General features: G+C 70.8%; 29 protein-coding genes. 20 read left to right on the plus strand and 9 right to left on the minus strand.

What is annotated here, in order from left to right; translation table 11 throughout:
* Positions 1–7: 7 nt before the first annotated feature.
* The 5 genes from bioB to ACZ3IJ_RS26655 all read left to right on the plus strand — a co-directional run bounded on the left by bioB (position 8) and on the right by ACZ3IJ_RS26655 (position 4,552).
* Positions 8–1,303, plus strand: a complete 1,296-nt coding sequence (gene bioB / locus ACZ3IJ_RS26635; RefSeq protein ID WP_467472164.1) for a biotin synthase BioB — start codon at positions 8–10, stop codon at positions 1,301–1,303.
* Complete coding sequence (locus ACZ3IJ_RS26640; RefSeq protein ID WP_467472165.1) at positions 1,296–2,576, plus strand: adenosylmethionine--8-amino-7-oxononanoate transaminase; 1,281 nt, start codon at positions 1,296–1,298, stop codon at positions 2,574–2,576. The genes bioB and ACZ3IJ_RS26640 overlap by 8 nt, the downstream gene beginning before the upstream one ends.
* Before the next feature lie 177 nt (positions 2,577–2,753).
* Positions 2,754–3,452, plus strand: a complete 699-nt coding sequence (gene bioD / locus ACZ3IJ_RS26645) for a dethiobiotin synthase (protein WP_467472167.1) — start codon at positions 2,754–2,756, stop codon at positions 3,450–3,452.
* Between the two features lie 18 nt (positions 3,453–3,470).
* Positions 3,471–3,815 (plus strand): VOC family protein, encoded by a 345-nt coding sequence (locus ACZ3IJ_RS26650; RefSeq protein WP_467472168.1) that lies wholly within the window; start codon positions 3,471–3,473, stop codon positions 3,813–3,815.
* A gap of 71 nt (positions 3,816–3,886) precedes the next feature.
* The gene (locus tag ACZ3IJ_RS26655; RefSeq protein WP_467472170.1) at positions 3,887–4,552 is read left to right on the plus strand and encodes a class I SAM-dependent methyltransferase; all 666 of its coding nucleotides are present in this window, start codon (positions 3,887–3,889) and stop codon (positions 4,550–4,552) included.
* 12 nt (positions 4,553–4,564) lie between these two features.
* Here the strand turns inward: ACZ3IJ_RS26655 and ACZ3IJ_RS26660 are convergent, their stop codons facing one another.
* The 3 genes from ACZ3IJ_RS26660 to ACZ3IJ_RS26670 all read right to left on the minus strand — a co-directional run bounded on the left by ACZ3IJ_RS26660 (position 4,565) and on the right by ACZ3IJ_RS26670 (position 5,637).
* Positions 4,565–4,936, minus strand: a complete 372-nt coding sequence (locus ACZ3IJ_RS26660; protein ID WP_383170656.1) for a fic family toxin-antitoxin system, toxin component — start codon at positions 4,934–4,936, stop codon at positions 4,565–4,567.
* Positions 4,933–5,160 carry an antitoxin gene (locus tag ACZ3IJ_RS26665; RefSeq protein WP_361597563.1) on the minus strand — a complete coding sequence of 76 codons (228 nt, stop codon included), beginning with the start codon at positions 5,158–5,160 and terminating at the stop codon, positions 4,933–4,935. Before ACZ3IJ_RS26665 ends, ACZ3IJ_RS26660 begins: the two co-directional genes overlap by 4 nt.
* A 66-nt stretch (positions 5,161–5,226) precedes the next feature.
* Positions 5,227–5,637: a Fur family transcriptional regulator gene (locus tag ACZ3IJ_RS26670; protein ID WP_467472172.1), complete on the minus strand. Its 411-nt coding sequence runs from the start codon at positions 5,635–5,637 to the stop codon at positions 5,227–5,229.
* Between the two features lie 230 nt (positions 5,638–5,867).
* Here ACZ3IJ_RS26670 and katG point away from each other — a divergent pair, with 230 nt between their 5' ends.
* The 5 genes from katG to ACZ3IJ_RS26695 all read left to right on the plus strand — a co-directional run bounded on the left by katG (position 5,868) and on the right by ACZ3IJ_RS26695 (position 12,177).
* Positions 5,868–8,090, plus strand: a complete 2,223-nt coding sequence (gene katG, locus ACZ3IJ_RS26675) for a catalase/peroxidase HPI (protein WP_467472174.1) — start codon at positions 5,868–5,870, stop codon at positions 8,088–8,090.
* Between the two features lie 190 nt (positions 8,091–8,280).
* Complete coding sequence (locus ACZ3IJ_RS26680) at positions 8,281–8,718, plus strand: GNAT family N-acetyltransferase (protein ID WP_467472176.1); 438 nt, start codon at positions 8,281–8,283, stop codon at positions 8,716–8,718.
* 143 nt (positions 8,719–8,861) lie between these two features.
* Complete coding sequence (locus ACZ3IJ_RS26685; RefSeq protein WP_467472178.1) at positions 8,862–10,202, plus strand: hemolysin family protein; 1,341 nt, start codon at positions 8,862–8,864, stop codon at positions 10,200–10,202.
* The gene (locus tag ACZ3IJ_RS26690; RefSeq protein WP_467472180.1) at positions 10,199–11,218 is read left to right on the plus strand and encodes a hemolysin family protein; all 1,020 of its coding nucleotides are present in this window, start codon (positions 10,199–10,201) and stop codon (positions 11,216–11,218) included. The genes ACZ3IJ_RS26685 and ACZ3IJ_RS26690 overlap by 4 nt, the downstream gene beginning before the upstream one ends.
* Positions 11,219–11,334: 116 nt before the next feature.
* Entirely contained in the window at positions 11,335–12,177 is an 843-nt protein-coding gene (locus ACZ3IJ_RS26695; RefSeq protein ID WP_467472341.1) for an SGNH/GDSL hydrolase family protein, read from the plus strand.
* 241 nt (positions 12,178–12,418) lie between these two features.
* Here the strand turns inward: ACZ3IJ_RS26695 and ACZ3IJ_RS26700 are convergent, their stop codons facing one another.
* The 6 genes from ACZ3IJ_RS26700 to ACZ3IJ_RS26725 all read right to left on the minus strand — a co-directional run bounded on the left by ACZ3IJ_RS26700 (position 12,419) and on the right by ACZ3IJ_RS26725 (position 15,587).
* Complete coding sequence (locus tag ACZ3IJ_RS26700; RefSeq protein ID WP_467472343.1) at positions 12,419–12,580, minus strand: anti-sigma factor domain-containing protein; 162 nt, start codon at positions 12,578–12,580, stop codon at positions 12,419–12,421.
* A gap of 47 nt (positions 12,581–12,627) precedes the next feature.
* A complete protein-coding gene (locus ACZ3IJ_RS26705; RefSeq protein WP_467472182.1) occupies positions 12,628–12,885 on the minus strand; it encodes a zf-HC2 domain-containing protein in 258 nt (85 codons plus the stop codon).
* Positions 12,882–13,010 (minus strand): sigma factor-like helix-turn-helix DNA-binding protein, encoded by a 129-nt coding sequence (locus tag ACZ3IJ_RS26710; RefSeq protein ID WP_467472345.1) that lies wholly within the window; start codon positions 13,008–13,010, stop codon positions 12,882–12,884. The genes ACZ3IJ_RS26705 and ACZ3IJ_RS26710 overlap by 4 nt, the downstream gene beginning before the upstream one ends.
* A gap of 42 nt (positions 13,011–13,052) precedes the next feature.
* Positions 13,053–13,487 carry an ATP-binding protein gene (locus ACZ3IJ_RS26715; protein ID WP_467472184.1) on the minus strand — a complete coding sequence of 145 codons (435 nt, stop codon included), beginning with the start codon at positions 13,485–13,487 and terminating at the stop codon, positions 13,053–13,055.
* A gap of 326 nt (positions 13,488–13,813) precedes the next feature.
* The gene (locus tag ACZ3IJ_RS26720) at positions 13,814–15,001 is read right to left on the minus strand and encodes a site-specific integrase (RefSeq protein ID WP_467472185.1); all 1,188 of its coding nucleotides are present in this window, start codon (positions 14,999–15,001) and stop codon (positions 13,814–13,816) included.
* Positions 14,994–15,587, minus strand: coding sequence for a helix-turn-helix domain-containing protein (locus ACZ3IJ_RS26725; protein ID WP_467472187.1), 594 nt, complete (start codon positions 15,585–15,587; stop codon positions 14,994–14,996). Before ACZ3IJ_RS26725 ends, ACZ3IJ_RS26720 begins: the two co-directional genes overlap by 8 nt.
* Before the next feature lie 125 nt (positions 15,588–15,712).
* Between ACZ3IJ_RS26725 and ACZ3IJ_RS26730 the strand changes: the two genes are divergently transcribed.
* The 10 genes from ACZ3IJ_RS26730 (at position 15,713) to ACZ3IJ_RS26775 (ending at position 20,756) form a co-directional block, all read left to right on the plus strand.
* Positions 15,713–15,928 carry a DNA-binding protein gene (locus tag ACZ3IJ_RS26730; protein ID WP_467472189.1) on the plus strand — a complete coding sequence of 72 codons (216 nt, stop codon included), beginning with the start codon at positions 15,713–15,715 and terminating at the stop codon, positions 15,926–15,928.
* A complete protein-coding gene (locus ACZ3IJ_RS26735) occupies positions 15,925–16,164 on the plus strand; it encodes a DNA-binding protein (protein ID WP_467472190.1) in 240 nt (79 codons plus the stop codon). Before ACZ3IJ_RS26730 ends, ACZ3IJ_RS26735 begins: the two co-directional genes overlap by 4 nt.
* The gene (locus ACZ3IJ_RS26740; protein ID WP_467472192.1) at positions 16,161–16,634 is read left to right on the plus strand and encodes a DUF2742 domain-containing protein; all 474 of its coding nucleotides are present in this window, start codon (positions 16,161–16,163) and stop codon (positions 16,632–16,634) included. Before ACZ3IJ_RS26735 ends, ACZ3IJ_RS26740 begins: the two co-directional genes overlap by 4 nt.
* Positions 16,631–18,040: a DNA primase family protein gene (locus tag ACZ3IJ_RS26745; RefSeq protein WP_467472193.1), complete on the plus strand. Its 1,410-nt coding sequence runs from the start codon at positions 16,631–16,633 to the stop codon at positions 18,038–18,040. Before ACZ3IJ_RS26740 ends, ACZ3IJ_RS26745 begins: the two co-directional genes overlap by 4 nt.
* A gap of 181 nt (positions 18,041–18,221) precedes the next feature.
* Positions 18,222–18,518, plus strand: a complete 297-nt coding sequence (locus tag ACZ3IJ_RS26750; RefSeq protein ID WP_467472195.1) for a hypothetical protein — start codon at positions 18,222–18,224, stop codon at positions 18,516–18,518.
* Positions 18,515–18,841, plus strand: coding sequence for a hypothetical protein (locus ACZ3IJ_RS26755; RefSeq protein WP_467472197.1), 327 nt, complete (start codon positions 18,515–18,517; stop codon positions 18,839–18,841). The genes ACZ3IJ_RS26750 and ACZ3IJ_RS26755 overlap by 4 nt, the downstream gene beginning before the upstream one ends.
* Positions 18,838–19,131 (plus strand): hypothetical protein, encoded by a 294-nt coding sequence (locus tag ACZ3IJ_RS26760; protein WP_467472198.1) that lies wholly within the window; start codon positions 18,838–18,840, stop codon positions 19,129–19,131. Before ACZ3IJ_RS26755 ends, ACZ3IJ_RS26760 begins: the two co-directional genes overlap by 4 nt.
* The gene (locus ACZ3IJ_RS26765) at positions 19,128–19,520 is read left to right on the plus strand and encodes a hypothetical protein (protein ID WP_467472200.1); all 393 of its coding nucleotides are present in this window, start codon (positions 19,128–19,130) and stop codon (positions 19,518–19,520) included. The genes ACZ3IJ_RS26760 and ACZ3IJ_RS26765 overlap by 4 nt, the downstream gene beginning before the upstream one ends.
* On the plus strand, positions 19,517–19,903 hold the full coding sequence (locus tag ACZ3IJ_RS26770) for a hypothetical protein (protein ID WP_467472201.1): 387 nt from the start codon (positions 19,517–19,519) through the stop codon (positions 19,901–19,903). The genes ACZ3IJ_RS26765 and ACZ3IJ_RS26770 overlap by 4 nt, the downstream gene beginning before the upstream one ends.
* A gap of 430 nt (positions 19,904–20,333) precedes the next feature.
* Positions 20,334–20,756, plus strand: coding sequence for a hypothetical protein (locus tag ACZ3IJ_RS26775; RefSeq protein ID WP_467472203.1), 423 nt, complete (start codon positions 20,334–20,336; stop codon positions 20,754–20,756).
* Positions 20,757–20,846: the final 90 nt, after the last annotated feature.

A 20,846-nucleotide genomic window follows, 5' to 3' on the forward strand; every position in this document is an offset into this window, starting at 1 on the left:
ACCCTTTATGGACCTGCTGAACACGCTGGTGGACAAGGGGCTGCGGCGCGAGCTGCCGAGCCGTGAAGAAGCGCTCGCCGTACTGGCGACCTCCGACGACGAACTGCTCGATGTGGTGGCCGCCGCCGGCAAGGTGCGTCGTCAGTGGTTCGGGCGGCGCGTGAAGCTGAACTATCTGGTCAATCTGAAGTCGGGGCTGTGTCCCGAGGACTGCGGGTACTGTTCGCAGCGGCTCGGCTCGACGGCCGGGATCCTCAAGTACGGCTGGCTGAAGCCGGACGAGGCCTCGCAGGCGGCGGCCGCCGGTGTCGCGGGCGGCGCCAAGCGGGTCTGCCTGGTGGCGAGCGGCCGGGGGCCGACGGACCGGGACGTGGACCGCGTCGGCAAGACGATCGAGGCGATCAAGGAGCAGAACGAGGGCGTCGAGGTCTGCGCGTGCCTCGGCCTGCTCTCCGACGGTCAGGCGGAGCGGCTGCGCGCGGCGGGCGCCGACGCGTACAACCACAACCTGAACACGTCCGAGGAGACGTACGGGGAGATCACCACCACCCACACGTACCAGGACCGGGTGGACACCGTGCAGAAGGCGCACGCCGCCGGCCTGTCCGCCTGCTCCGGTCTGATCGCGGGCATGGGCGAGAGCGACGAGGACCTGGTCGACGTCGTCTACGCGCTGCGCGAGCTGGACTCGGACTCGGTGCCGGTGAACTTCCTGATCCCGTTCGAGGGCACGCCGCTCGCGAAGGAGTGGAACCTCACCCCGCAGCGCTGTCTGCGGATCCTCGCGATGGTGCGGTTCGTCTGCCCCGACGTGGAGGTCCGGATCGCGGGCGGCCGCGAGGTGCACCTGCGGTCGATGCAGCCGCTCGCGCTGAACATCGCGAACTCGATCTTCCTCGGCGACTACCTGACCAGCGAGGGCCAGGCCGGCAAGGCCGACCTCGACATGATCGCGGACGCCGGCTTCGAGGTGGAGGGCGCCGGTACCACGACGCTGCCGAAGCACCGCGCGGACGCGCTCGCGGAGGCGGGTGCGGCGGCCGCCGCGGGTGCGGCCGGCGGGTGCGGCTCCCACGCGTCGGGCGGCTGCGGACCGTCGGGGTCCGCGGCGGCGCCGGCGGGCTGCGGCTCGCACGCCGAGTCGGGTGGCGGCTGCGGACCGTGCGGCGGTCACGCGCCGGCCGCGGCTCCGGAGGAGTCCTCGGAGGCGGAGCCCGCCGCCGAGGGCGTGCCGGGGGCCCGTACGGACCTGGTGGCGGTACGTCGTCGCGGCGCCGGGACGGAGTTCGCGCCGAATGCGTAACGAGGAACTGCTGGCCCTGGACCGGGCGCACGTCTGGCATCCGTACGGCCCCATGCCGGGCCGTACGGACCCGATGGTCGTCGCCTCCGCTTCCGGGGTACGGCTCCAGCTCTCCGAACCCGTCCACGGGCAGGACGAGTTGATCGACGGCATGTCCTCCTGGTGGTCCGCGATCCACGGCTACAACCACCCGGTGCTCAACGAGGCGGCGCACGGCCAGCTGGACCGGATGAGCCACGTCATGTTCGGCGGGCTCACCCACGAGCCGGCCGTCCGGCTCGCCACGCGCCTGGTGGAGATCACGCCCGAGCCGCTCCAGCACGTCTTCCTCAGCGACTCCGGCTCGGTCTCCGTCGAGGTCGCGGCGAAGATGTGCCTGCAGTACTGGCGCTCGGTGGGCAAGCCCGGCAAGCAGCTCCTGATGACCTGGCGGGGCGGGTACCACGGGGACACCTGGCAGCCGATGTCGCTGTGCGACCCCGAGGGCGGGATGCACCAGCTCTGGTCGGGCGTGCTCCAGCGCCAGGTCTTCGTGGACGCGCCGCCGACCGCGTACGAGGAGTCGTACGCCGACATGCTGCGGGAGCAGATCGCGCTCCACGCGGACGAGGTCGCCGCGGTGATCGTGGAGCCAGTGGTGCAGAACGCGGGCGGGATGCGGTTCCACTCCCCAGAATACCTGCGCGTGCTGCGCGAGGCGTGCGACGAGCACGGAGTGCTCCTGATCTTCGACGAGATCGCGACCGGGTTCGGCCGCACGGGCACGCTCTTCGGCGCCGGCCACGCGGGGATCTCACCCGATGTGATGTGTGTGGGCAAGGCGCTGACCGGCGGCTATCTGTCGATGGCGGCGACGCTCTGCACGACACGGATCGCCGAGGGGATCTCGCGCGGCGAGGTTCCGGTGCTCGCGCACGGGCCGACGTTCATGGGCAATCCGCTGGCCGCCGCGGTGGCCAGTGCCTCGATCGACCTGCTGCTGTCCCAGGACTGGGCGCAGGAGGTCAAGCGGATCGAGACGGGTCTGCGCGAGGGCCTCGCGGAGGCGGCCGCGCTGCCCGGTGTCCGGGAGGTGCGGGTGCTCGGCGCGATCGGCGTCGTCCAGCTGGACCACGAGGTGGACATGGCCGCGGCGACGGAGGCGGCGGTCCGCGCCGGCGTCTGGCTGCGCCCGTTCCGCGACCTGATCTACACGATGCCGCCGTTCGTCACGGGCGACGACGACCTGGCCCGGATCTGCGCCGCGGCCTGCGCGGCCGCGGCGGCGGGCTGACGGCCGGGCCGGCACGAGAGAGAGCCGGAGGCCGGCCCGTGCCCGTCCTCCGGGGGCGGGCCGGCGCACCGGGCAGCAGGGCCGGGTCCGGGCCCCTCGGGAGCCCGGACGCCGACCGGCGCACCAGATCCCCCGCTGCCGTGCGGTCGCGGGGCCCAGGAGAGGAATCGACACACCATGACCGTCATCGTCGTCAGCGGTACGGGGACGGAGATCGGCAAGACGATCGTGACCGCCGCCGTGGCCGCGGTGGCCGTCGCGCAGGGGAGGTCGGTCGCCGTGCTCAAGCCGGCGCAGACCGGACTGGAGCCCGGTGAGCGGGGCGACGCGGACGAGGTCGTACGGCTCTCCGGCGCGGCGGTCTCCGAGGAACTGGCTCGCTTCCCCGAGCCGTTGGCGCCCGCCACGGCCGCCCGACGGGCCGGGATGGCGCCGGTCGGGCCCCGGGAGGTCGCCGAGGCGGCCGCGAAGCTGGCCTCCGAGCACGACCTGGTGCTCGTGGAGGGCGCGGGCGGGCTCCTCGTCCGCTTCGACGAGGAGGGCGGCACGCTGGCCGACGCGGCCCGTCTCCTCGGCGCACCGGTGCTGGTCGTGACGCCCGCCGGGCTCGGCACGCTCAACACGACCCAGCTGACCGCCGAGGCGCTCGCGGCGCGCGGCATCGAGCAGCTGGGCGTGGTGATCGGCAGCTGGCCGGCCGAGCCGGACCTGGCCTCGCGCTGCAACGTGGCCGAGCTGCCGGAGATGGCCGGGGCGCCGCTCCTCGGGGCCGTCCCGGAGGGGGCGGGCGCGCTTGACCCGGCGGAGTTCCGGGCGCGTGCGGGCACGTGGCTGGCCCCGGCGCTCGGTGGGGTCTGGGGCGCCGACGCGCTCTGACCTCCGTAGGCTGGATCCATGCGCGCACACGTTTCGGAGATCGTTTTCGACTGCGCCGATCCGGCGGGGCTGGTGCGGTTCTGGGCCGAGCTCCTCGGCGGGGTCCCGGTCGACCGGGGCCCCGACTGGTCGTACGTCGAGCCGCCCGGGTTCGTACGGATCGCCTTCCAGCAGGTGCCGGAGGCCAAGGCCGTGAAGAACCGGCTCCACCTTGACCTGGAGGCGCCCGAGCTGGACGCGGCCGCGGACGGGGCGACCGCACTCGGCGCGTCCCGGGTCGGCGGTGTGGTCACCGATCCGCAGGGGTCTTTTCAGGTGATGCGGGACCCCGAGGGCAACGAGTTCTGCTTCGTGTCGGGCTGAGAAGGGCGGCAGGGGGCAGAATCCTTCCGTCCGTCCACGTCTGCGACGTCGAGCGTCGGAGGAGGTCCGCGATGTCCTCGCGTTCCACCCGGGTCCCCCGGGATGCCGTCCACCATCCCCTCTTCGCCCGCTTCTATGCGCGGTTCAGCGTCTCCGCCGACACGAAGGGCGGTATCGCCGCCCTTCGTTCGGAGCTGCTGACGGGCCTTTCCGGCCGGGTCATCGAGATCGGCGCGGGGAACGGGCTCAACTTCGCGCACTACCCGGGCGCCGTGTCCGAGGTGGTGGCCATCGAACCGGAGCGCCATCTGCGGCAGTTGGCGGCGGAGGCGGCGCTCCGCGCCGACGTGCCGGTGGACGTCGTGCCGGGCGCGGCGGAGGCGCTGCCGGTGAAGAGCGAGGCCTACGACGCGGCGGTCGCGTCGCTGGTGCTGTGCACCGTACGGGATGTGCACCGGACCCTCGCCGAGCTGCACCGCGTCCTTCGCCCCGGTGGCGAACTGCGCTTCTTCGAGCACGGGTTGGCGCCGACACCCGGCATGGCGCGGACCCAGCGAGCTCTGGACCGCACGGTGTGGCCGCGGATGTTCGGGGGCTGTCACACGGCCCGGGACCCGCTGGCGGCGATCGAGGCGGCGGGCTTCGAGATCGTCACCTTCCGCCACCTCCAGGTACCGGAGAACGGGCCGCGACTGCCCTCCTCCTACTGCGTGCTGGGGACGGCCCGCAGGCCCTGAGGCGCTGTCGGCTCAGCGGCTCCACTGGCGCAGCTCGTCCGCGATGGCGCGCACGTCGGCCTCGCCCTTCTTCACCAGGCGGGCCAGGTCCCGGACCTGTTCGGGCGAGGTGACGACCTTCAGGCCGCTGGCGACCAGGTAGCCGTAGGCGACGGCGGAGGCGAACATGGCGTTGGAGTGCTCCAACGCCGGTACGTGCAGCAGAAGCTGGAGAAGGGCGGCGGCGCGGGCGTGCGGGTCGCTGTACACGGGCACGCCGAAGATCTCGGCGTCGTGCCTGCCGACGGCGGCGACGAGCGCTCCCCAGTCGGTGACCTGGGGGTCGCCGGGCGTCTGGTGCTCGGCCACCATGAGCAGCCAGGAGAGGTCGACCGTGAGGCTCATGCGGTGCGGTCGCGCTCCGTCCCGAACTCCTCGGCGAACACGGCCTCGTACTGCTTCATGAAGTCGGCCGCCGCCTCGACGAAGGCGCGTCCCGACTCCCCCGCGTCCTGCTGGACGAGTTCCTCGATGTAGCGGTTGACGCTCATGCCGCGCTGCTGCGCCCGCCGACGCGCGGTGTCGGCGGTGTTCTCGTCCACCCGTACGTTCAGCTGAGTCTTGGCCACACGACCACGCTAGCGCCGACGCGCTAGCACCGTCCAGATGAAACCGTCCGGAGGAAGGCGCGGACCCTAGGCGCAGGAGGGGCAGAGTCCCCGGTAGGTGACGTCCGCCGCGGCCACCGCGAAGCCGAACCGCTCCCCCACCGGGAGATCGGCCAGGGGGTCCCCGGTCGGGTGGACGTCGCGGATGGTGCCGCAGCGCGAGCACACCAGGTGCTGGTGCGGATGGCGCGCGTTCGGGTCGTACCGCTTGGCACGGCCGTCGGTGGAGACCTCGGCGACCTCGCCGAGGGAGACCAGCTCGCCGAGCGTGTTGTAGACCGTCGCCCGGGAGATCTCGGGCAGCCGCTCCGCCGCGCGGACGTGCACCTCGTCGGCCGTGAGGTGCACGTGGTCACCGTCGAGGACCTCGGCGACGACGCGCCGCTGGGAGGTCATGCGCCAGCCACGTCCTCGCAGCCGCTCCAGCAGGTCGCTCATTCGGTTCACCCATTCAGCTCGGACTTCGGCGGGACACGCGACGTTCACCCAGGGGCGCCAGCATTCCGAGGGGGTAGAGGATTGGCGCGCTTCTTGACTTGGACTCTGTCTATCGTAGGATCGATTCCGGCAATAGCCAAGGCACAACATGGCTCCGGACGGGCGACACGACCGCTCCCCCGGGCCGCCCCGGCTGAGCACCGCGATCCGCCCCGTCCGGAAGGATTCCCATGTCCGAGAACCACGATGCAGTCGTCACCGACGCGAAAGCGGAGGGCGCGGGTGGCTGCCCGGTCGCGCACACCGCGCGCGCCGCGCACCCCACGCAGGGCGGCGGAAACCGCCAGTGGTGGCCGGAGCGGCTCAATCTGAAGATCCTCGCCAAGAACCCCGCCGTGGCGAACCCGCTCGGCGAGGAGTTCGACTATGCCGAGGCCTTCAAGGCCCTCGACCTGGCGGCCGTGAAGCAGGACATCGCGGAGGTGCTCACCACCTCCCAGGACTGGTGGCCGGCCGACTTCGGCCACTACGGCCCGCTCATGATCCGTATGGCCTGGCACAGCGCCGGTACGTACCGCATCAGCGACGGCCGCGGTGGCGGTGGCACCGGTCAGCAGCGCTTCGCGCCGCTCAACAGCTGGCCGGACAACGGCAACCTCGACAAGGCCCGCCGCCTGCTGTGGCCGGTCAAGCAGAAGTACGGCCAGTCCATCTCCTGGGCCGACCTCATGATCCTCACCGGCAACGTCGCCCTGGAGACGATGGGCTTCGAGACCTTCGGCTTCGCAGGCGGCCGCGCCGACGTGTGGGAGCCCGACGAGGACGTGTACTGGGGCCCCGAGACCACCTGGCTCGGCGACGAGCGCTACACCGGTGACCGCGAGCTGGAGAGCCCGCTCGGCGCGGTCCAGATGGGCCTCATCTACGTCAACCCCGAGGGCCCCAACGGCAACCCGGACCCGATCGCCGCGGCCCGTGACATCCGCGAGACGTTCCGCCGCATGGCGATGAACGACGAGGAGACCGTCGCCCTCATCGCCGGTGGCCACACCTTCGGCAAGGCCCACGGCGCCGGCCCGGCGGACAACGTCGGCGACGACCCCGAGGCCGCGCCGCTGGAGGCCCAGGGCCTCGGCTGGGCGAACACGTACGGCACCGGCAAGGGCGCCGACGCGATCACCAGTGGCCTCGAGGTCACCTGGACCACCACTCCCGCGCAGTGGGGCCACGACTTCTTCAAGCACCTCTTCGAGTACGAGTACGAGCTCTCGAAGAGCCCGGCCGGCGCTCACCAGTGGGTGGCGAAGAACGCCGAGGCGATCATCCCCGACGCCCACGACGCGTCGAAGAAGCACCTCCCGACGATGCTCACCACGGACCTGTCGCTCCGCTTCGACCCGGTCTACGAGCAGATCTCGCGGCGCTTCTACGAGAACCCGGCGGAGTTCACGGACGCCTTCGCCCGCGCCTGGTTCAAGCTGACCCACCGTGACCTGGGCCCGGTCGCACGCTACCTCGGCGCCGAGGTCCCGTCCGAGACGCTGCTCTGGCAGGACCCGCTGCCGGCGCGCGAGGGCGAGCTGATCGACGCCGCCGACATCGCCTCCCTCAAGGAGCAGGTCCTCGGCTCGGACCTCACGGTCACCCAGCTGGTCTCCGCCGCCTGGGCCGCCGCCTCCTCCTTCCGCGGCAGCGACAAGCGGGGCGGCGCCAACGGCGCCCGCATCCGTCTGGAGCCGCAGCGCAACTGGGAGGTCAACAACCCGGACGAGCTGGCGCAGGTGCTGCGCACGCTCGAGGGCATCCAGTCGTCCTTCAACTCCGCGGGTGGCAAGCAGGTCTCGCTGGCCGACCTGATCGTGCTCGCGGGCTCCGCTGCCGTCGAGAAGGCGGCCAAGGACGGCGGCTTCGACGTCGAGGTGCCGTTCACGCCGGGCCGCGTCGACGCCGTGCAGGAGCAGACGGACGTCGAGTCGTTCGCCGCGCTCGAGCCGACCGCCGACGGCTTCCGCAACTACGCCGGCAAGGGCAACCGTCTGCCGGCCGAGTACCTGCTGGTCGACAAGGCCAACCTGCTGACCCTCAGCGCGCCCGAGATGACGGTCCTCGTCGGTGGTCTGCGCGTCCTGGGCGCCAACACGGGCCAGTCCAAGCACGGTGTCCTCACCGACCGGCCGGGCACGCTCACCAACGACTTCTTCCGCAACCTGCTCGACCTGGGCACGGCGTGGAAGTCGACGTCCTCGGCGCAGGACGAGTTCGAGGGCCGCGACCTCGCCACGGGCGAGGTCAAGTGGACCGGTACCCGTGCCGACCTCGTCTTCGGCTCGAACTCCGAGCTGCGCGCGCTCGCCGAGGTCTACGCGAGCGCCGACGCCGAGGCGAAGTTCGTGAACGACTTCGTCGCGGCGTGGACCAAGGTCATGGAGCTGGACCGCTTCGACCTCGTCTGACGAGAGCCGCGGAGCCCGGCCAGGGCCCGGCGCCCCGTGACAACGGGACGCCGGGCCTGCGGCCCCCGTACCAACGTCCAGGCCTGCCCCCTCGGGCGGGCCTGGACTGCTCTGCGCCCGCGTCCCGCTCCGCGCCCGCATCGCGAAACACGGTCGACGGACGGCCGGAGCCGGTGGTGGGATGCGCACCATGACCGAACCGCACATCCGGACCGCCCTGCCGGCCGACCTGGACGCCGTCCTCGCCTTCTGGAAGATCGCCGCCGAGGGCACCAGCATCAGCGACGACCGGGACGGGATCGAGCGGCTCGTCGCCCGCGACCCCGAGGCGCTGCTCCTCGCCGAGCGGGACGGCGAGCTCGCCGGCACGGTGATCGCCGGCTTCGACGGCTGGCGCTGCCACCTCTACCGGCTCGCCGTACACCCGGACCACCGCCGCAGGGGCGTGGGCGGCGCGCTGCTCGCCGCCGCCGAGGAGCGTTTCATACGGCTGGGTGGCCGACGCGCCGACGCGATGGTGCTCGACCGCAACGAGCTCGGGCGGCACGCCTGGCGGGCGGCGGCGTACGGCCCCGAGGAGCAGTGGACCCGCTGGGTGAAGCCGCTGCCGGCCGCCCCTCCCCGGTGAAGACGGTTTTGCCCGTCCTTTACCATGGGTACCTCTCTTCCCCGCACGATCGAAAGGTGTGAGCGTCCGCCCATGGGCGAGCCTCCCAGTACCAAGCGAGCGATACCTCTGTCCGTGACTGATCATGGAACGGAGGTGAACCGATGATCGAAGTGCTTCTGCTCGTGGTGGCGCTCCTGCTCTCGCTGGCGTGCGGCGCCTTCGTGGCGGCCGAGTTCTCGCTCACCACGGTCGAACGCTCCGAGCTCGAGAAGGCCGTCGAGCGGGGGGAACGGGGTGCGTCCAGCGCCCTCAAGGCCGTCAAGTCGCTCACCTTCCAGCTCTCCGGTGCCCAGCTCGGCATCACCGTCACCAACCTGATCGTCGGCATGCTGGCCGAGCCGTCGGTCGCCAAGCTGATCCGCGGACCGGTCGAGGCCCTCGGCCTCTCCCCCTCCGTCGCCTCCTCCGTCGCCCTGGTCCTCGGCACCGCCCTGTCGACCATCGTCCTGATGGTGGTCGGCGAGCTGGTCCCCAAGAACTGGGCGATCTCGTCGCCGCTGGCGATCGCGAAGCGGGTGGCGACCCCCATGCGGGTCTTCACCGCCGCCTTCAAGCCGCTGATCAGCCATCTCAACAACACCGCGAACCGCATCCTGCGGCGGCTCGGCATGGAGCCGACCGAGGAGCTGGGCTCCGCGCGTTCACCGCAGGAGCTGGTGGCGCTGGCCCGCCACTCGGCGAAGGCGGGCGCTCTGGAGGCGGACACCGCGGAGCTGTTCGTACGGACCCTCAACCTGGCCGAACTGACCGCGGAGAACGTGATGACCCCGCGCGTGCAGGTCACGGCGCTCGAAGTACAGGCCACCGCGGAGGACGTCGCCAACGCGACCCGTGCGACAGGCCTGTCCCGTTTCCCCGTCTACCGCGGCACCCTCGACTCCGTCGTCGGCATCGCCCACATCAAGGACGTCCTGGCCATACCGGCCGACGAGCGGCGCCGCCGGCGCATCGGGGACATGCTGCGCCAGCCGCTGCTGGTCCCGGAGACGCTGACCGTCGACCGGCTCCTCGACCGGCTCTCCGGCAAGCAGACCATGGCCGTCGTCATCGACGAGTACGGCGGCACGGCCGGTGTCGCCACGCTGGAGGACATCGTCGAGGAGGTCGTCGGCGAGGTGCGCGACGAGCACGACCCGCACGAGACCCCCGACCTGGCGCGGGCCGGTGTCGACGCGGACGGGCGCGAGCTCTGGTCCGCCGACGGCGCCGCCCGTACCGACCAGCTGGAGGCGATCGGCCTGCGCGTGCCGGACGGACCGTACGAGACGCTGGCGGGCGTCATCGCCAGCGAGCTGGGCCGGATCCCGTCGGTCGGCGACCGGGTGGAGCTGGCCGGCTGGCTGCTGGACGTGGTGGACGCCTCCGGGCGCCGTGCCGCGCGGGTGCTGATGCACGTGCCGCCCCTCGAAGAGTCCGGCACGACCCGGGAGGCGGGCCGATGACCGCGATCCAGTTGCTGATCGGCGCGCTGACCCTGGTCGTGAACGCCTTCTTCGTCGGCGCGGAGTTCGCCCTGATCTCCGTACGCCGCAGCCAGATCGAGCCCGAGGCCGAGGCGGGCAACCGGCGGGCGCGCAGCGTCATCTGGGGTCTGGAGCACGTCTCGGCGCTGCTCGCCGCGGCGCAGCTCGGCATCACGCTGTGCACCCTGGTGCTCGGCATCGTCGCCGAGCCGGCCATCGCGCACCTGCTCGAACCGGTCTTCGACGCGGTCGGCGTCCCGCACGGTCTGGTGCACCCGATCTCGTTCGTGATCGCGCTCGCCGTGGCGACGTACCTGCACATGCTGCTGGGCGAGATGGTCCCCAAGAACATCGCCCTCGCCGAGCCGGCCCGCTCGGCGCTGCTGCTCGGCCCGCCGCTGGTCGCGCTCGCGCGAGCGCTGCGGCCGGTGATCTTCGCGATCAACGCCTTCGCCAACGCGCTGCTGAAGCTGCTGCGGGTGGAGGTCAAGGACGAGGTCTCGGCCACGTTCTCGGACGACGAGCTGGCGCGGATGGTGACCGACGCGGGTGTCGCCGGCCTGCTCGACGACCGCGCGGCGGAACGGCTGCACGACGCCCTGGAGCTGGGGCGCAGGCCGGTCCGGGATGTCGTCATGCCGGTGGAGAAGGTCGTGTACGCGGCGGTCGGGACGACGCCCGAGCAGCTGGAGTCCCTCTCCGCCGACTCGGGCTTCTCCCGCTTCCCGGTGGTCGACGCGGGGAAGCGGATCCTGGGCTACCTCCATGTGAAGGACGCCCTGGACGTGACGCCGAGGGATCTCCCCTTCCCGGTCTCGGCGATGCGGCCGATCGCCCGGGTCCGGGCGGCGACGCCGATGGACGACGTCCTGACGGCGATGCGCCGCAGCCGTACACACCTGGCGGCGGTCCTGGACGAGGACGGCAAGCTGGCCGGCCTGGTCACGATGGAGGACGTACTGCGGGAGCTGGTCGGCCGGCCGACGACTCCGTAGGACATCGCTCGGTAAGGACATCGGGAACAGGAGCCCCGGGGTGCGTCGCGCACCCCGGGGCTCCGTCCTACCTCCGGAGGAACGCGCGCATACCGCACGGTATGATCGCTCACGCCATGGAGATGAATGCCACCTACACAAGTCTGGTCGCTGTCGGGGACAGCTTCACCGAGGGCATGTCGGACCGACTGCCCGACGGGTCGTACCGGGGGTGGGCCGACCTCCTCGCGGCGCGCCTCGCCGCCCGCACCCCCGACTTCCGCTACGCGAACCTCGCCGTACGCGGCAAGCTCATCGGCCAGATCGTCGAGGAGCAGGTGGACCTGGCCGCCGCGATGAAGGCGGACGTGGTGACCCTCGTCGGTGGCCTGAACGACACCCTGCGGCCCAAGGTCGACATGGGGCGCGTACGGGGGCTCCTGACCGAGGCCGTGGAGAAGCTGGCGCCGTCCTGCGGGCAGCTGGTCCTGATGCGCAGCCCGGGCCGCAACGGGCCCGTGATGGAGCGTTTCCGGCCCCGAATGGAGGAGCTCTTCGGGTACGTCGACGAGCTCGCCGCCCGCCATGGCGCCCTGGTGGTCGACCTCTACGGGGCACCCGCGCTCGGCGACCCGCGCATGTGGGACGTCGACCGGCTCCATCTCACCGACGAGGGGCACCGGAGGGTGGCCGAGGCCGTGTGGCAGGCCCTCGGCCTGGCCGCCGAGGACGACTGGCGGACGCCGCTGCCGCCGACCCTGCCCCCGGGCTGGATGACCCGCCGCCTCGGGGACGCCCGCTTCGCGCGCGAATACCTCGGCCCGTGGATAGGCCGCCGTCTGACCGGCCGCTCCTCGGGCGACGGCCGCCCGGCGAAGCGGCCGGAACTGCTCCCGTACGAGTCGAACGCGGCGCCCGGGCGGAACACGACGAGCGCGGCGAGCGAGCCGGACAGGCCGCTCGGGACTCCGCAGGCCTAGGGCGTGTTGCGAAAGTAGCGCCGTCCGCCCGAAGGGCGGGCCCCGCGGCGTCTGGTGCGTGCGATCGCAAGGCGGAGGGTCGTCCTCGTACCGGGTGTACTCGGACGATCCCGACAACGCAGCGAGCGTGCGTGCCAGGCGTCGCGGGGCAGGCGGGACTTTCGCAACACGCCCTAGGGCCCGGCACCCGGCACCCGGCACCCGGCACCCGGCACCCGGCGGAAGCCGACCGGGCCCGGGTTCAGGAGCTGATGGAGACGGTGCCGAGCGGCTGGGCGGTGGGCCGGCGCGAGCCGCCGGGAGGTTCGACGGTGATGCCGACGGCCACCGCGTCGCCGACAGGTCCTTCGAGGACACGTGCCGAGCGATCGCCGACGCCTGGCAGCAGGCCGGCCGCGCGCAGATCGCCCGTCGGCTCGGCGTACCGGAGTCCGTAGACCTTGCCTCAGGTCAGCCGTTCGCGCCGGGACGCCGCCGCTCCTGGCGGGTGCGGGCGGCGAGGCCGATGACGCGCGTGCGCAGCCCGGGTGGCAGGGGGGCGGTCTCGACGGCGGCGAGCCGGGCCGTGGTCGCCTCGAACCCGGCGACGTCCCTGCGGCACTCCTCGCAGCCGGCCAGATGGTTCAGGAAGGCCGCCTCCTCCGCCGGCGTGAGCGCGTGCAGGACGTAGGCCGCGGCATCGAGGTGGGGATCTTCCTGCCGTGTCATGAGCCGGCCTCCAGACATCGGCGGAGCTGCTCGAGGCCGGTGCGCATGCGGGACTTCACCGTGCCTTCCGGCGCCGACGACGATCGGGCGACCCCGATGTACGTCAGGCCCTGGTAGTAGGCGATGGGGGTGCCGACCGGGTGAGACCGGGCGCGGCGCCCGTGGCCTCACGGTGGTGCGTCCCGCGCGGCGGCGGTGTCGGGGGCCAGGGCCAACGTGACGTGCACGGTCTTGCCGCCGAGGCGCGGCACGACCGTGATCCGGCCGCCCAGACCGCGCATGAGCTCCAGGCCGAAGCCGCCCCGGTGGTCCCCACCCTCCCGGCGGCTCAGATCCGGGATCTCCTCGCTGTGGTCGGTCACGGCGAGGTCCAGGGAGGCGCCGTGGGCCGTCAGGGTGAGCACACACGGTCCGTCGGTGTGACGGACGGCGTTGGTGACCAGCTCGGACACGATCACGATCACGTCCGGCGTACGGGCGGCGCGGCCCAGGGACTCCAGCCATCGAGCCGTGATGCGACGGGCGGCGGCCGGACTGTGCAGGTCGCGGGGGAGAGCCGCGACGTGGCGTGTCGTGGTCGGTGGTGGCGCGATGGTGGTCATGCCCGCTCACTCCCTCGGGGCGCGAGGCCTCTGCACAGGGGATTCGTAGCCGCGCCGATCGCGGATGTGCGGCGCCGCCCCGTCCCCCGGAGGTTTCTTCGTGCTGCCGTCATCCGCCGGCTTGCCGGCGCCGACGGGCCGTGCGGCGGCCCGGTCCTCACCGTGCGCGCCCGTGACGGCCGTCTCGTAGCAAGAGACGAAGACGGCGGTGGCGCTGGCCTGCAGAAACCGCCAGTAGAATCTGTCCACTGTTATACGGACAAAGAAGTTCTCGCAGGTCAGGCGGTGATTGTGAGAGACCTAGAGAGATCATCTCTCACAATCTCTCACACCAGGGCTTTCTGATCCCCGCCATGGAACACGTCCAGCGCCTCAGCGGCGGACCTCATGTCCTCCGCCTCGATGGACACGTACTTGCGCTTCGTGAAGGCCGCGTTCGTGTGGCCGGCCCACGCGGCGAGGATGACATCGGGGACCCCGGACAGGGCAAGGGCCTTCAGGACCGCATGCCGAGCGTCGTACAGCCGCACGCGCCGGAGACCCAAGGAGGCCATCAGGGTGTAGGCGTGCTCTCGCAGCTGCCGTGTGTTCTTGGGGACCCCCAGCTCGTCGACGACGACGTACCCGGAGTGCGTGTACGCCTCGCCTGCAGCCAGCTGCTCCGCTGCCTGCTGGGCACGGAGCCGGCGCAGCGCCTCCCATGGCGCGCGAGGAAGCGGGAGGGACCTCTCGCCCGAAGCCGTCTTCGTGTCCTTCTCGATGACCTGATGGTTACCCACCATCGTCCGCGTGACGGTGATGGACAGAATGCCGGCGTCAAGGTCGATGTCTGTCCAGCGCTGACCGCACACCTCGGCGGGCCGCAAGCCCATCAGGGAGAGGAGCAGCGGCGCGAAGAGTCTGTCGTCGACGATGCCGCGGATGAACGTCTGCACCTCGGTCACAGTCCACGGCTCGACCCTGGTGCGCTCCCGCTTGTCGGTCTTCCTGTCTGCCAGTGAGACCCGAACGTACTGGGCGGGGTTGACGGGGATGAGCTTGCGCACCACGGCCCGACCAAGCGCTTCCCTGAGGCGAGTCAGGATGCCCTCGACCGTCGACACGGCGAGGCGTGTGCCGGCCTCTCCGCCCCTCCTGCGTCCGGTCGTCACGACGTCGTCGATGAAGTCCTGCAGTTGCGTCTCCGTGAGTTCCTGAAGGCGCACGTGCCCGATGCGGTCGACGACATGGACCAGAGCTAGCCGGTACGTCCGGATCGTCGTCTCCTCGACGTCCCGCCGCTTGTACTCAAGCCACTGCTCCAGCCACTCCCCCAGCGTCATCTTGCTGGGGACGATCAGAGTCCCAGCCGCACGCTGGGCGAGGATCCGGTCCCGTTCGGCACCGCATTCCTTCTTCGTGTCCCGCGTGATCGTGAGCTGCAGACGCTTGCCAGTCTCGTCATAGCCCGCGTCCACCACCACCCGATAGCGCACCTTGCCGTCCCGCAGCGTGATGCGCTTCGGCTCAGCCATCGTCGCGTTCCATCAGGTGCTCGAACGCGTCCGCGTCGAGGCGCTGCAGCTCGCGGATGTCCAGGCCGTGCTCCTGGAGCAGGCTGTACGCCTTGCGGATCTCCTCGACCTGCTGCCGGCCGCGCTCGCCTCGAGGACGGAGGACGATGCCATGCTCGTCGCGACGACCAGGCGGTCGGCTGTACAGCCGGTACTCGTAGGACCTAGTGCTCGGATCTCCCTCGGCCCACTGCAGGGGGCGCTTCCCGTCCGCCCAGTCCCACGCCACGTCGGCCTGAACGACTCCGGCGCCTGTGACCTCGACGGTCTCGTCGGGGTCATCGCTCAGCGGAAGTAGCAGCGCGGACGGACTGACGCCGAACACCGCAGCAAAGGCGACGAGTTCATCAGCCGTCACGTGCCGTTCCGCCTTCTCCATCCGGGTGATGCCGGACGGGGAAATCGTCCGCCCCCTCGCCTCCAGGGCGGCGGATAGCTGGCGAGTGCTGTACGAACGGGTCTGCCTCAGGCGGACCAGGTTCTCGGCGACGACCCGCCCTGTCGGTCCTGTCTCGACGGCACGTCGGCCGTACTGCTGATCGCTCATGGGCAACAGCCTATGCAGCGGCAGGCCATTTGCGTATCGGCTCGTTTGGGTTACCATCTCGTTCATGCGGTGCATCATAGCTTCATGTGTTGCACGTAAGCAACGGATAGCGCTAAGGAGACGCAATGCCCGACAGGGAAGAACTCCTGACCTCAGCGCAGGTCTGCGAGCTGTACCCGACCCTCTTCCGAAACGCACAGACGCTGGCGGAGCTCCGCTGGCGCGGCACAGGGCCCGACTACATCAAGACCGCCAAGGGGCGCGCTGGCCGCGTCTTCTACCGGCGCAGCGACATCGAGCAGTGGCTCACCGACCACACCGTTCGGCAGGTGGCCGCATGACCACGTCCCAGCCCACCCTCGCCGAAGTCCGTAAGTGGCCAGCAACGGTCAGCGTGCCGACGGCCGCGACCGCCATCGGCTGCAGCAGGGGTCACCTGCTGCAGAGCATCAAGCGCGGCACGTCCCCCGTGAAGACGATCACGCTCGGGGCGCGCTACGTCGTCATCACCGCCGACCTCGTCCGGCTGCTGTCGGGCGAGCCGCTCGTCGACACCACGAAGACGGAGGTCGCATGAGCCAGAACGCCGAGAAGGGGCCGCTGCTGACGGCCCCTTCTCAGGAAGACTCCGCGGTGAGCGGAACGTCTGCGCCCACTGTGCCACAGGAAGCGCCGAGCTTCGACCCTGGCGACATCGTCGGCCTGTGGTCCGATGCCCGCGCCCTGTACATGGCCGGCGTCTACCCGAAGTACGCCAGCCCCGCATGGCTCGCCCTCGACCCGGACGACCCCAAGCGGTTCGCCGCCGTCCTCGACGCGGCCGAGATGTGGCGCCGGTACGGCGACGAGGAAGCGCTGCTCCAGTGGTTCCGCGACGTCTCGGCGCCCCGCCCGCCGCTGTGGGCCAGGCGCACCCAGGAAGAACTCGCCGAGATGGCCAAGCCCAAGGAACCCCACCAGCTGCAGGCCACACCCGGCTGGCCCCCCATCCGCATCCCCGGCGGCAACGGCCGCTACCTCACCTACGCCCACCTGGAGGCCGCATGAGCGAGCCCATCGTGCGGCCCGCCGAGCCGCCGAAGCTGCGCGTCGTGCCACTGCCGCGGGGAAGTCACCGCGGCCACCTACGCATGGCAGAGCGCTTCGTCGACGACCACGCCAACAGCCTGCGCCACGTCCACGGCATCGGCTGGCACCAGTGGGACGGCGCCCGCTGGAAAGACGACGAAGAGCGCGTCGACATCGAGGCCGCCATCGCCACCACCAAGAACGCACTCGCCGACTGCCTCGACATGCCCAAGAGCGAAGCCCGAGACGAGCTGTACGCCGACGTCCGCAAATCCGAAAGCGCTGCGGGCATCGAGGGAATGCTGAAGCTGGCATCCGCGCTCAAGCCCATCTCGGTCGCCTCGCGCCAGCTCGACGCCGACGCCTACCTGTTCAACACCCCCGCCGGAACCGTCGACCTGCGCGAGGGGACCATCAGCGAGAACGACCGTGCCGACCTCATCACCAAGGTGGCCGGCGGCCCGATCGGCGACGAACTGAACGCCGAGTGGGAAAAGTTCCTCGAGCGCATCCTTCCCGACCCCGAGGTCCGGGCGTTCGTACAGCGGCTCTTCGGCTACGCGATGCTCGGCAAACAGACCGAGCACGTCATGCCGATCTTCACCGGCACGGGCGCCAACGGCAAGGGCACCTTGCGCGACGCCACGATGGCCGCCTTCGGGGACTACGCCATCGAGGTCGACCCCTCGCTCCTCATGCAGTCCAAGCACGAGAAGCACGGGGCGTTCAAGATGCGCCTGCGTGGCGCCCGGCTGGCCTTCTGCTCCGAGACGGAGAAGGGGCGCAAGTTCGCGGAAGCCACCATGAAGCGGCTCGTCGGTGGCGACCCCATCGAGGCGAACTACATGCACAAGAACCCCATCACGTTCGACCCCACCCACACGCTGATCATGCTGACCAACCACCTGCCTGCGGTCAGCGGCGACGACCCGGCGGTATGGCGGCGACTCCTTGTCGTCCCGTTCGACGTCGTCATCCCCGAGAGCGAGCGGGACGGCACGCTGCCTGCTCGGCTGAAGGCGGCGGCGCCGGCCGTTCTCGCCTGGGTGTACCAGGGGTGGCTCGACTACCAGCAGCAGGGGCTCAACCCGCCTGAGGCGGTCCGGGTGCGGACCGAGGAGTACCGCGAGGAGAGCGACGCGCTCGGCCGCTTCCTGAAGGAACGGACGATCCCGGGCCCGTACAACCACGTCCGCTCTGCCGACCTCTTCGAAGCCTGGTCCGGCTGGTGCCACGACAGCGGCATCAAGGGCGAGGACGTCGGCAACACGGTCACGTTCGCGGCCTCCATGAAGACCCGCGGCTACGAGAAGAAGCCCCGCAACTTCGGAGCCGTCTGGATGGGCCTGATGTTGGCCGGGAGCGAGGAGGACGAAAGCCCCTGACCTGCGGAAGTGGTGGGTAGTGGTGGGTCTCCCGGTTTCTCTCCATATGCGCACGCGTAGCGAGTTTCGGAAAACCCACCACAACCCACCACCCACCACCCAGTCAGCAAGATCGAGAACCCCCCACTCACCCCCTTCTGCTGCTGCCTTTCGACAGCAACCACAGACCAGGAGCCACCGAATGAGCTCGCTGAACTTCACCCGGATCATCCTCCAGTGCGACGGATGCCTGAAGCGCCACGGAGACCCCCACGGCCACAACTCAGCCCAGGAGGCCCGGATCGCGGCCTACATCGACGGCTGGCGCTTCCCCTCCACCATCCGTTCCGACGGCAGCCCGGGGACCGGCGCGTCGGACGTCTGCGCGGACTGCGCCCCGACTTGGAGGCCTCAGCGCTGGGGACAGCGCCCGGCCTCCAGCGCGCGGCTGCCCGTGAGCGACGCCCCGCGGCCGGCCGATGAGGACGGTGCGTCATGAGCGAGTCCCACGTCGAGCAGCAAGTGGCTGCCCGGATAGCCGCGGCGAAGGCAAAGACGCAGCAACAGAAGGACGAGCGGGCGGTGTTCGCCGCCAACCGCACCGCCGGGCTGAAGGCCCGCTACCGCAGGAAGGCCCCCAAGGGCCGCCGGATGGGCTTCTGCGCGGCGTGCGCGGCCCCCGTCTACCGCGGCACGTACCTGCTCTGCCCCAAGGGCTGTGGCGCCCGCCTGTGCCGCTCCACACGGCGCTGCATCAACAAGCACGACCCGCACAACTGCCCCGTCTACCAGACCGCCCACGGCATCACGGAGAACTCATGAGCACCGACATCCACCCCGACGTCCGGCAAGCCCTTCCGAACGTCCTCGCGGCCGTCACGGCCTACCTCCACACCGAACACCTCGAGGACACCCCCGGAGACCCGTTCCACAGCCTCGTGGACGACGTCGTCCACGCCGCCCCCGAAGCGACCGTGCCCATCTTCGTCGGCTTCATCGGCGCGCTCGTCCAGCAGCTTGCCAGCGCCACCGGCAGCACCGTCGAGGCCGTCTGGCAGGAACACGCCCTCCGGTTCGCCGACACCTTCACAGAAGAGGAGAACGACTCATGACAGACAACTGGAACGACGAAGAGGCCGAGCGCCGCCAGCAGGAACGCCGAGACCTGCTCGCCCCGATGCAGGCCCGCGTGGACTCCCCGGTCAGCCGCTGGTTCACCCAGGCCACGACCGCGTGGATCGAAGGCCGCGAGGCTCCGAAGCCGCCGCCGCGGACCCGCGACCCGCTCGCCCCCCGCAGCGAACGCGAGCAGCGGCTCGACGCCGGATTCATCTTCTCCGACCTGGAGGACCGCCAGGCCGAGGCGAAGGCCGAGCACGCGGCCCGCAGGCGACGCGCGGAGGAAGCCCAGCAGGGCAGTGAACGGCTCTACCGCGCGCTCCGTGACCGCCACGGCAGCGACTACGCCGACGAGTGGATGAACGGCGGTGACGCGGCATGACCCTCCAGTCCACGGCCGAGCACGAGGCCGCCCACGCGGTCGCCGCACGGTACTTCCGCGTACCTGTCCGGCAGGTGTGGATCAACCCCCAGAACCTCGCCGGCCGCACCAGCTGCGACAGGACCAATCCGCAGACAACCGCCGTCATCCTGGTCGCCGGTGACCTGTGGTGCAGGGAGTTCAGCGCCGAGCCCTACGTCGACCGCGCGTGCAGCGACCTCAGGCGCTTCGAACGGGACCACGGCTTCCACCGGCTGTGGCACGCCGAGCGTGAAGCGAGGGCCATCCTCACTCAACACCGGGCGGCGGTCCTCACGTTCGCCAGCCGCCTCATGCGCGAGCACACGGTCAGCTTCGATGAGCGTGGGCAGCTGAGCGCATGACAGACCAGGCAGGGCGTCAAGCCGGCTCCAGCGGTAAGGCAGCGAGGTCGCGGCGCGTGGCCGAAGACCTGCCTGCGCCCTGCCTCCCTCTCTCTCACCCACTGTGCCCTGCTCCCGATCGCGCACAGTCACAGGCTGCGACGAGAGCGACGCGACTCAGTGTCACGCAGCGTCGCTACCCGACCGGTATGCCGGGTGCAGGGTGCCGGCCGACCTCTCGCACATCACTCAGCGCGAATCTCAGCGTCTCCGAGCAGTCAGAACAGTGCAGGTCAGGCACAGGGAGGGGGGCTCGCAGTCATCGTGCTTTTCGAGAGAGGGGGCGACCCAACCGCCCTTCTCGCCCGGTTCCGCCTCCGTGAGTGACGCTACGTAATCACGTGACGGAAGGGCTGACTTGTTACCCAGAGTTACATCACAAGGAGTAGTCATGAAGAAGCCAGACTCGGAAGCGCTCCGCGCCAGGCGGCACCGGGCTCACAGCCGGGGCGACCACTCGCTGTGCCGTGCCGGAGTGTGCGCCTACGTCGACCCCGACACTCTCCCGAAGTACGTCATGCCTGACCCGCTCTCCGGGGAAACGGTCCTGGCCTCCGTCCTCGCGTTTATCAACGGCATTCCCCCTGGTCAGGAGGGTGGGCCGCAGATCGTCATGGCCCGGTGTGCTGTGAAGCTCGCGGTTGCCATCGACGAGGACCGCCCGGGGCTCTCCGGCCACGTCGACAAGCTCATGCACCTGATGGCCGACATTGCCGACAGCCAGGACGAGGACGGCCTGGACGAGATCCGGGCCCGCGGCTGGGAGCGGATGCGGATCCTGCAGAGCGTCGCCGAGGGACCCAAGGCCGGATAACACCGCGTGACGGCCGTTTCCGCAGGTCAGAGCGTTGCGTCACGCGTCACGGTGGGCGATGTTCCGCCAACAACACACAGTCATCATCAC

The organism is Streptomyces sp. NPDC013317 (assembly GCF_055563155.1).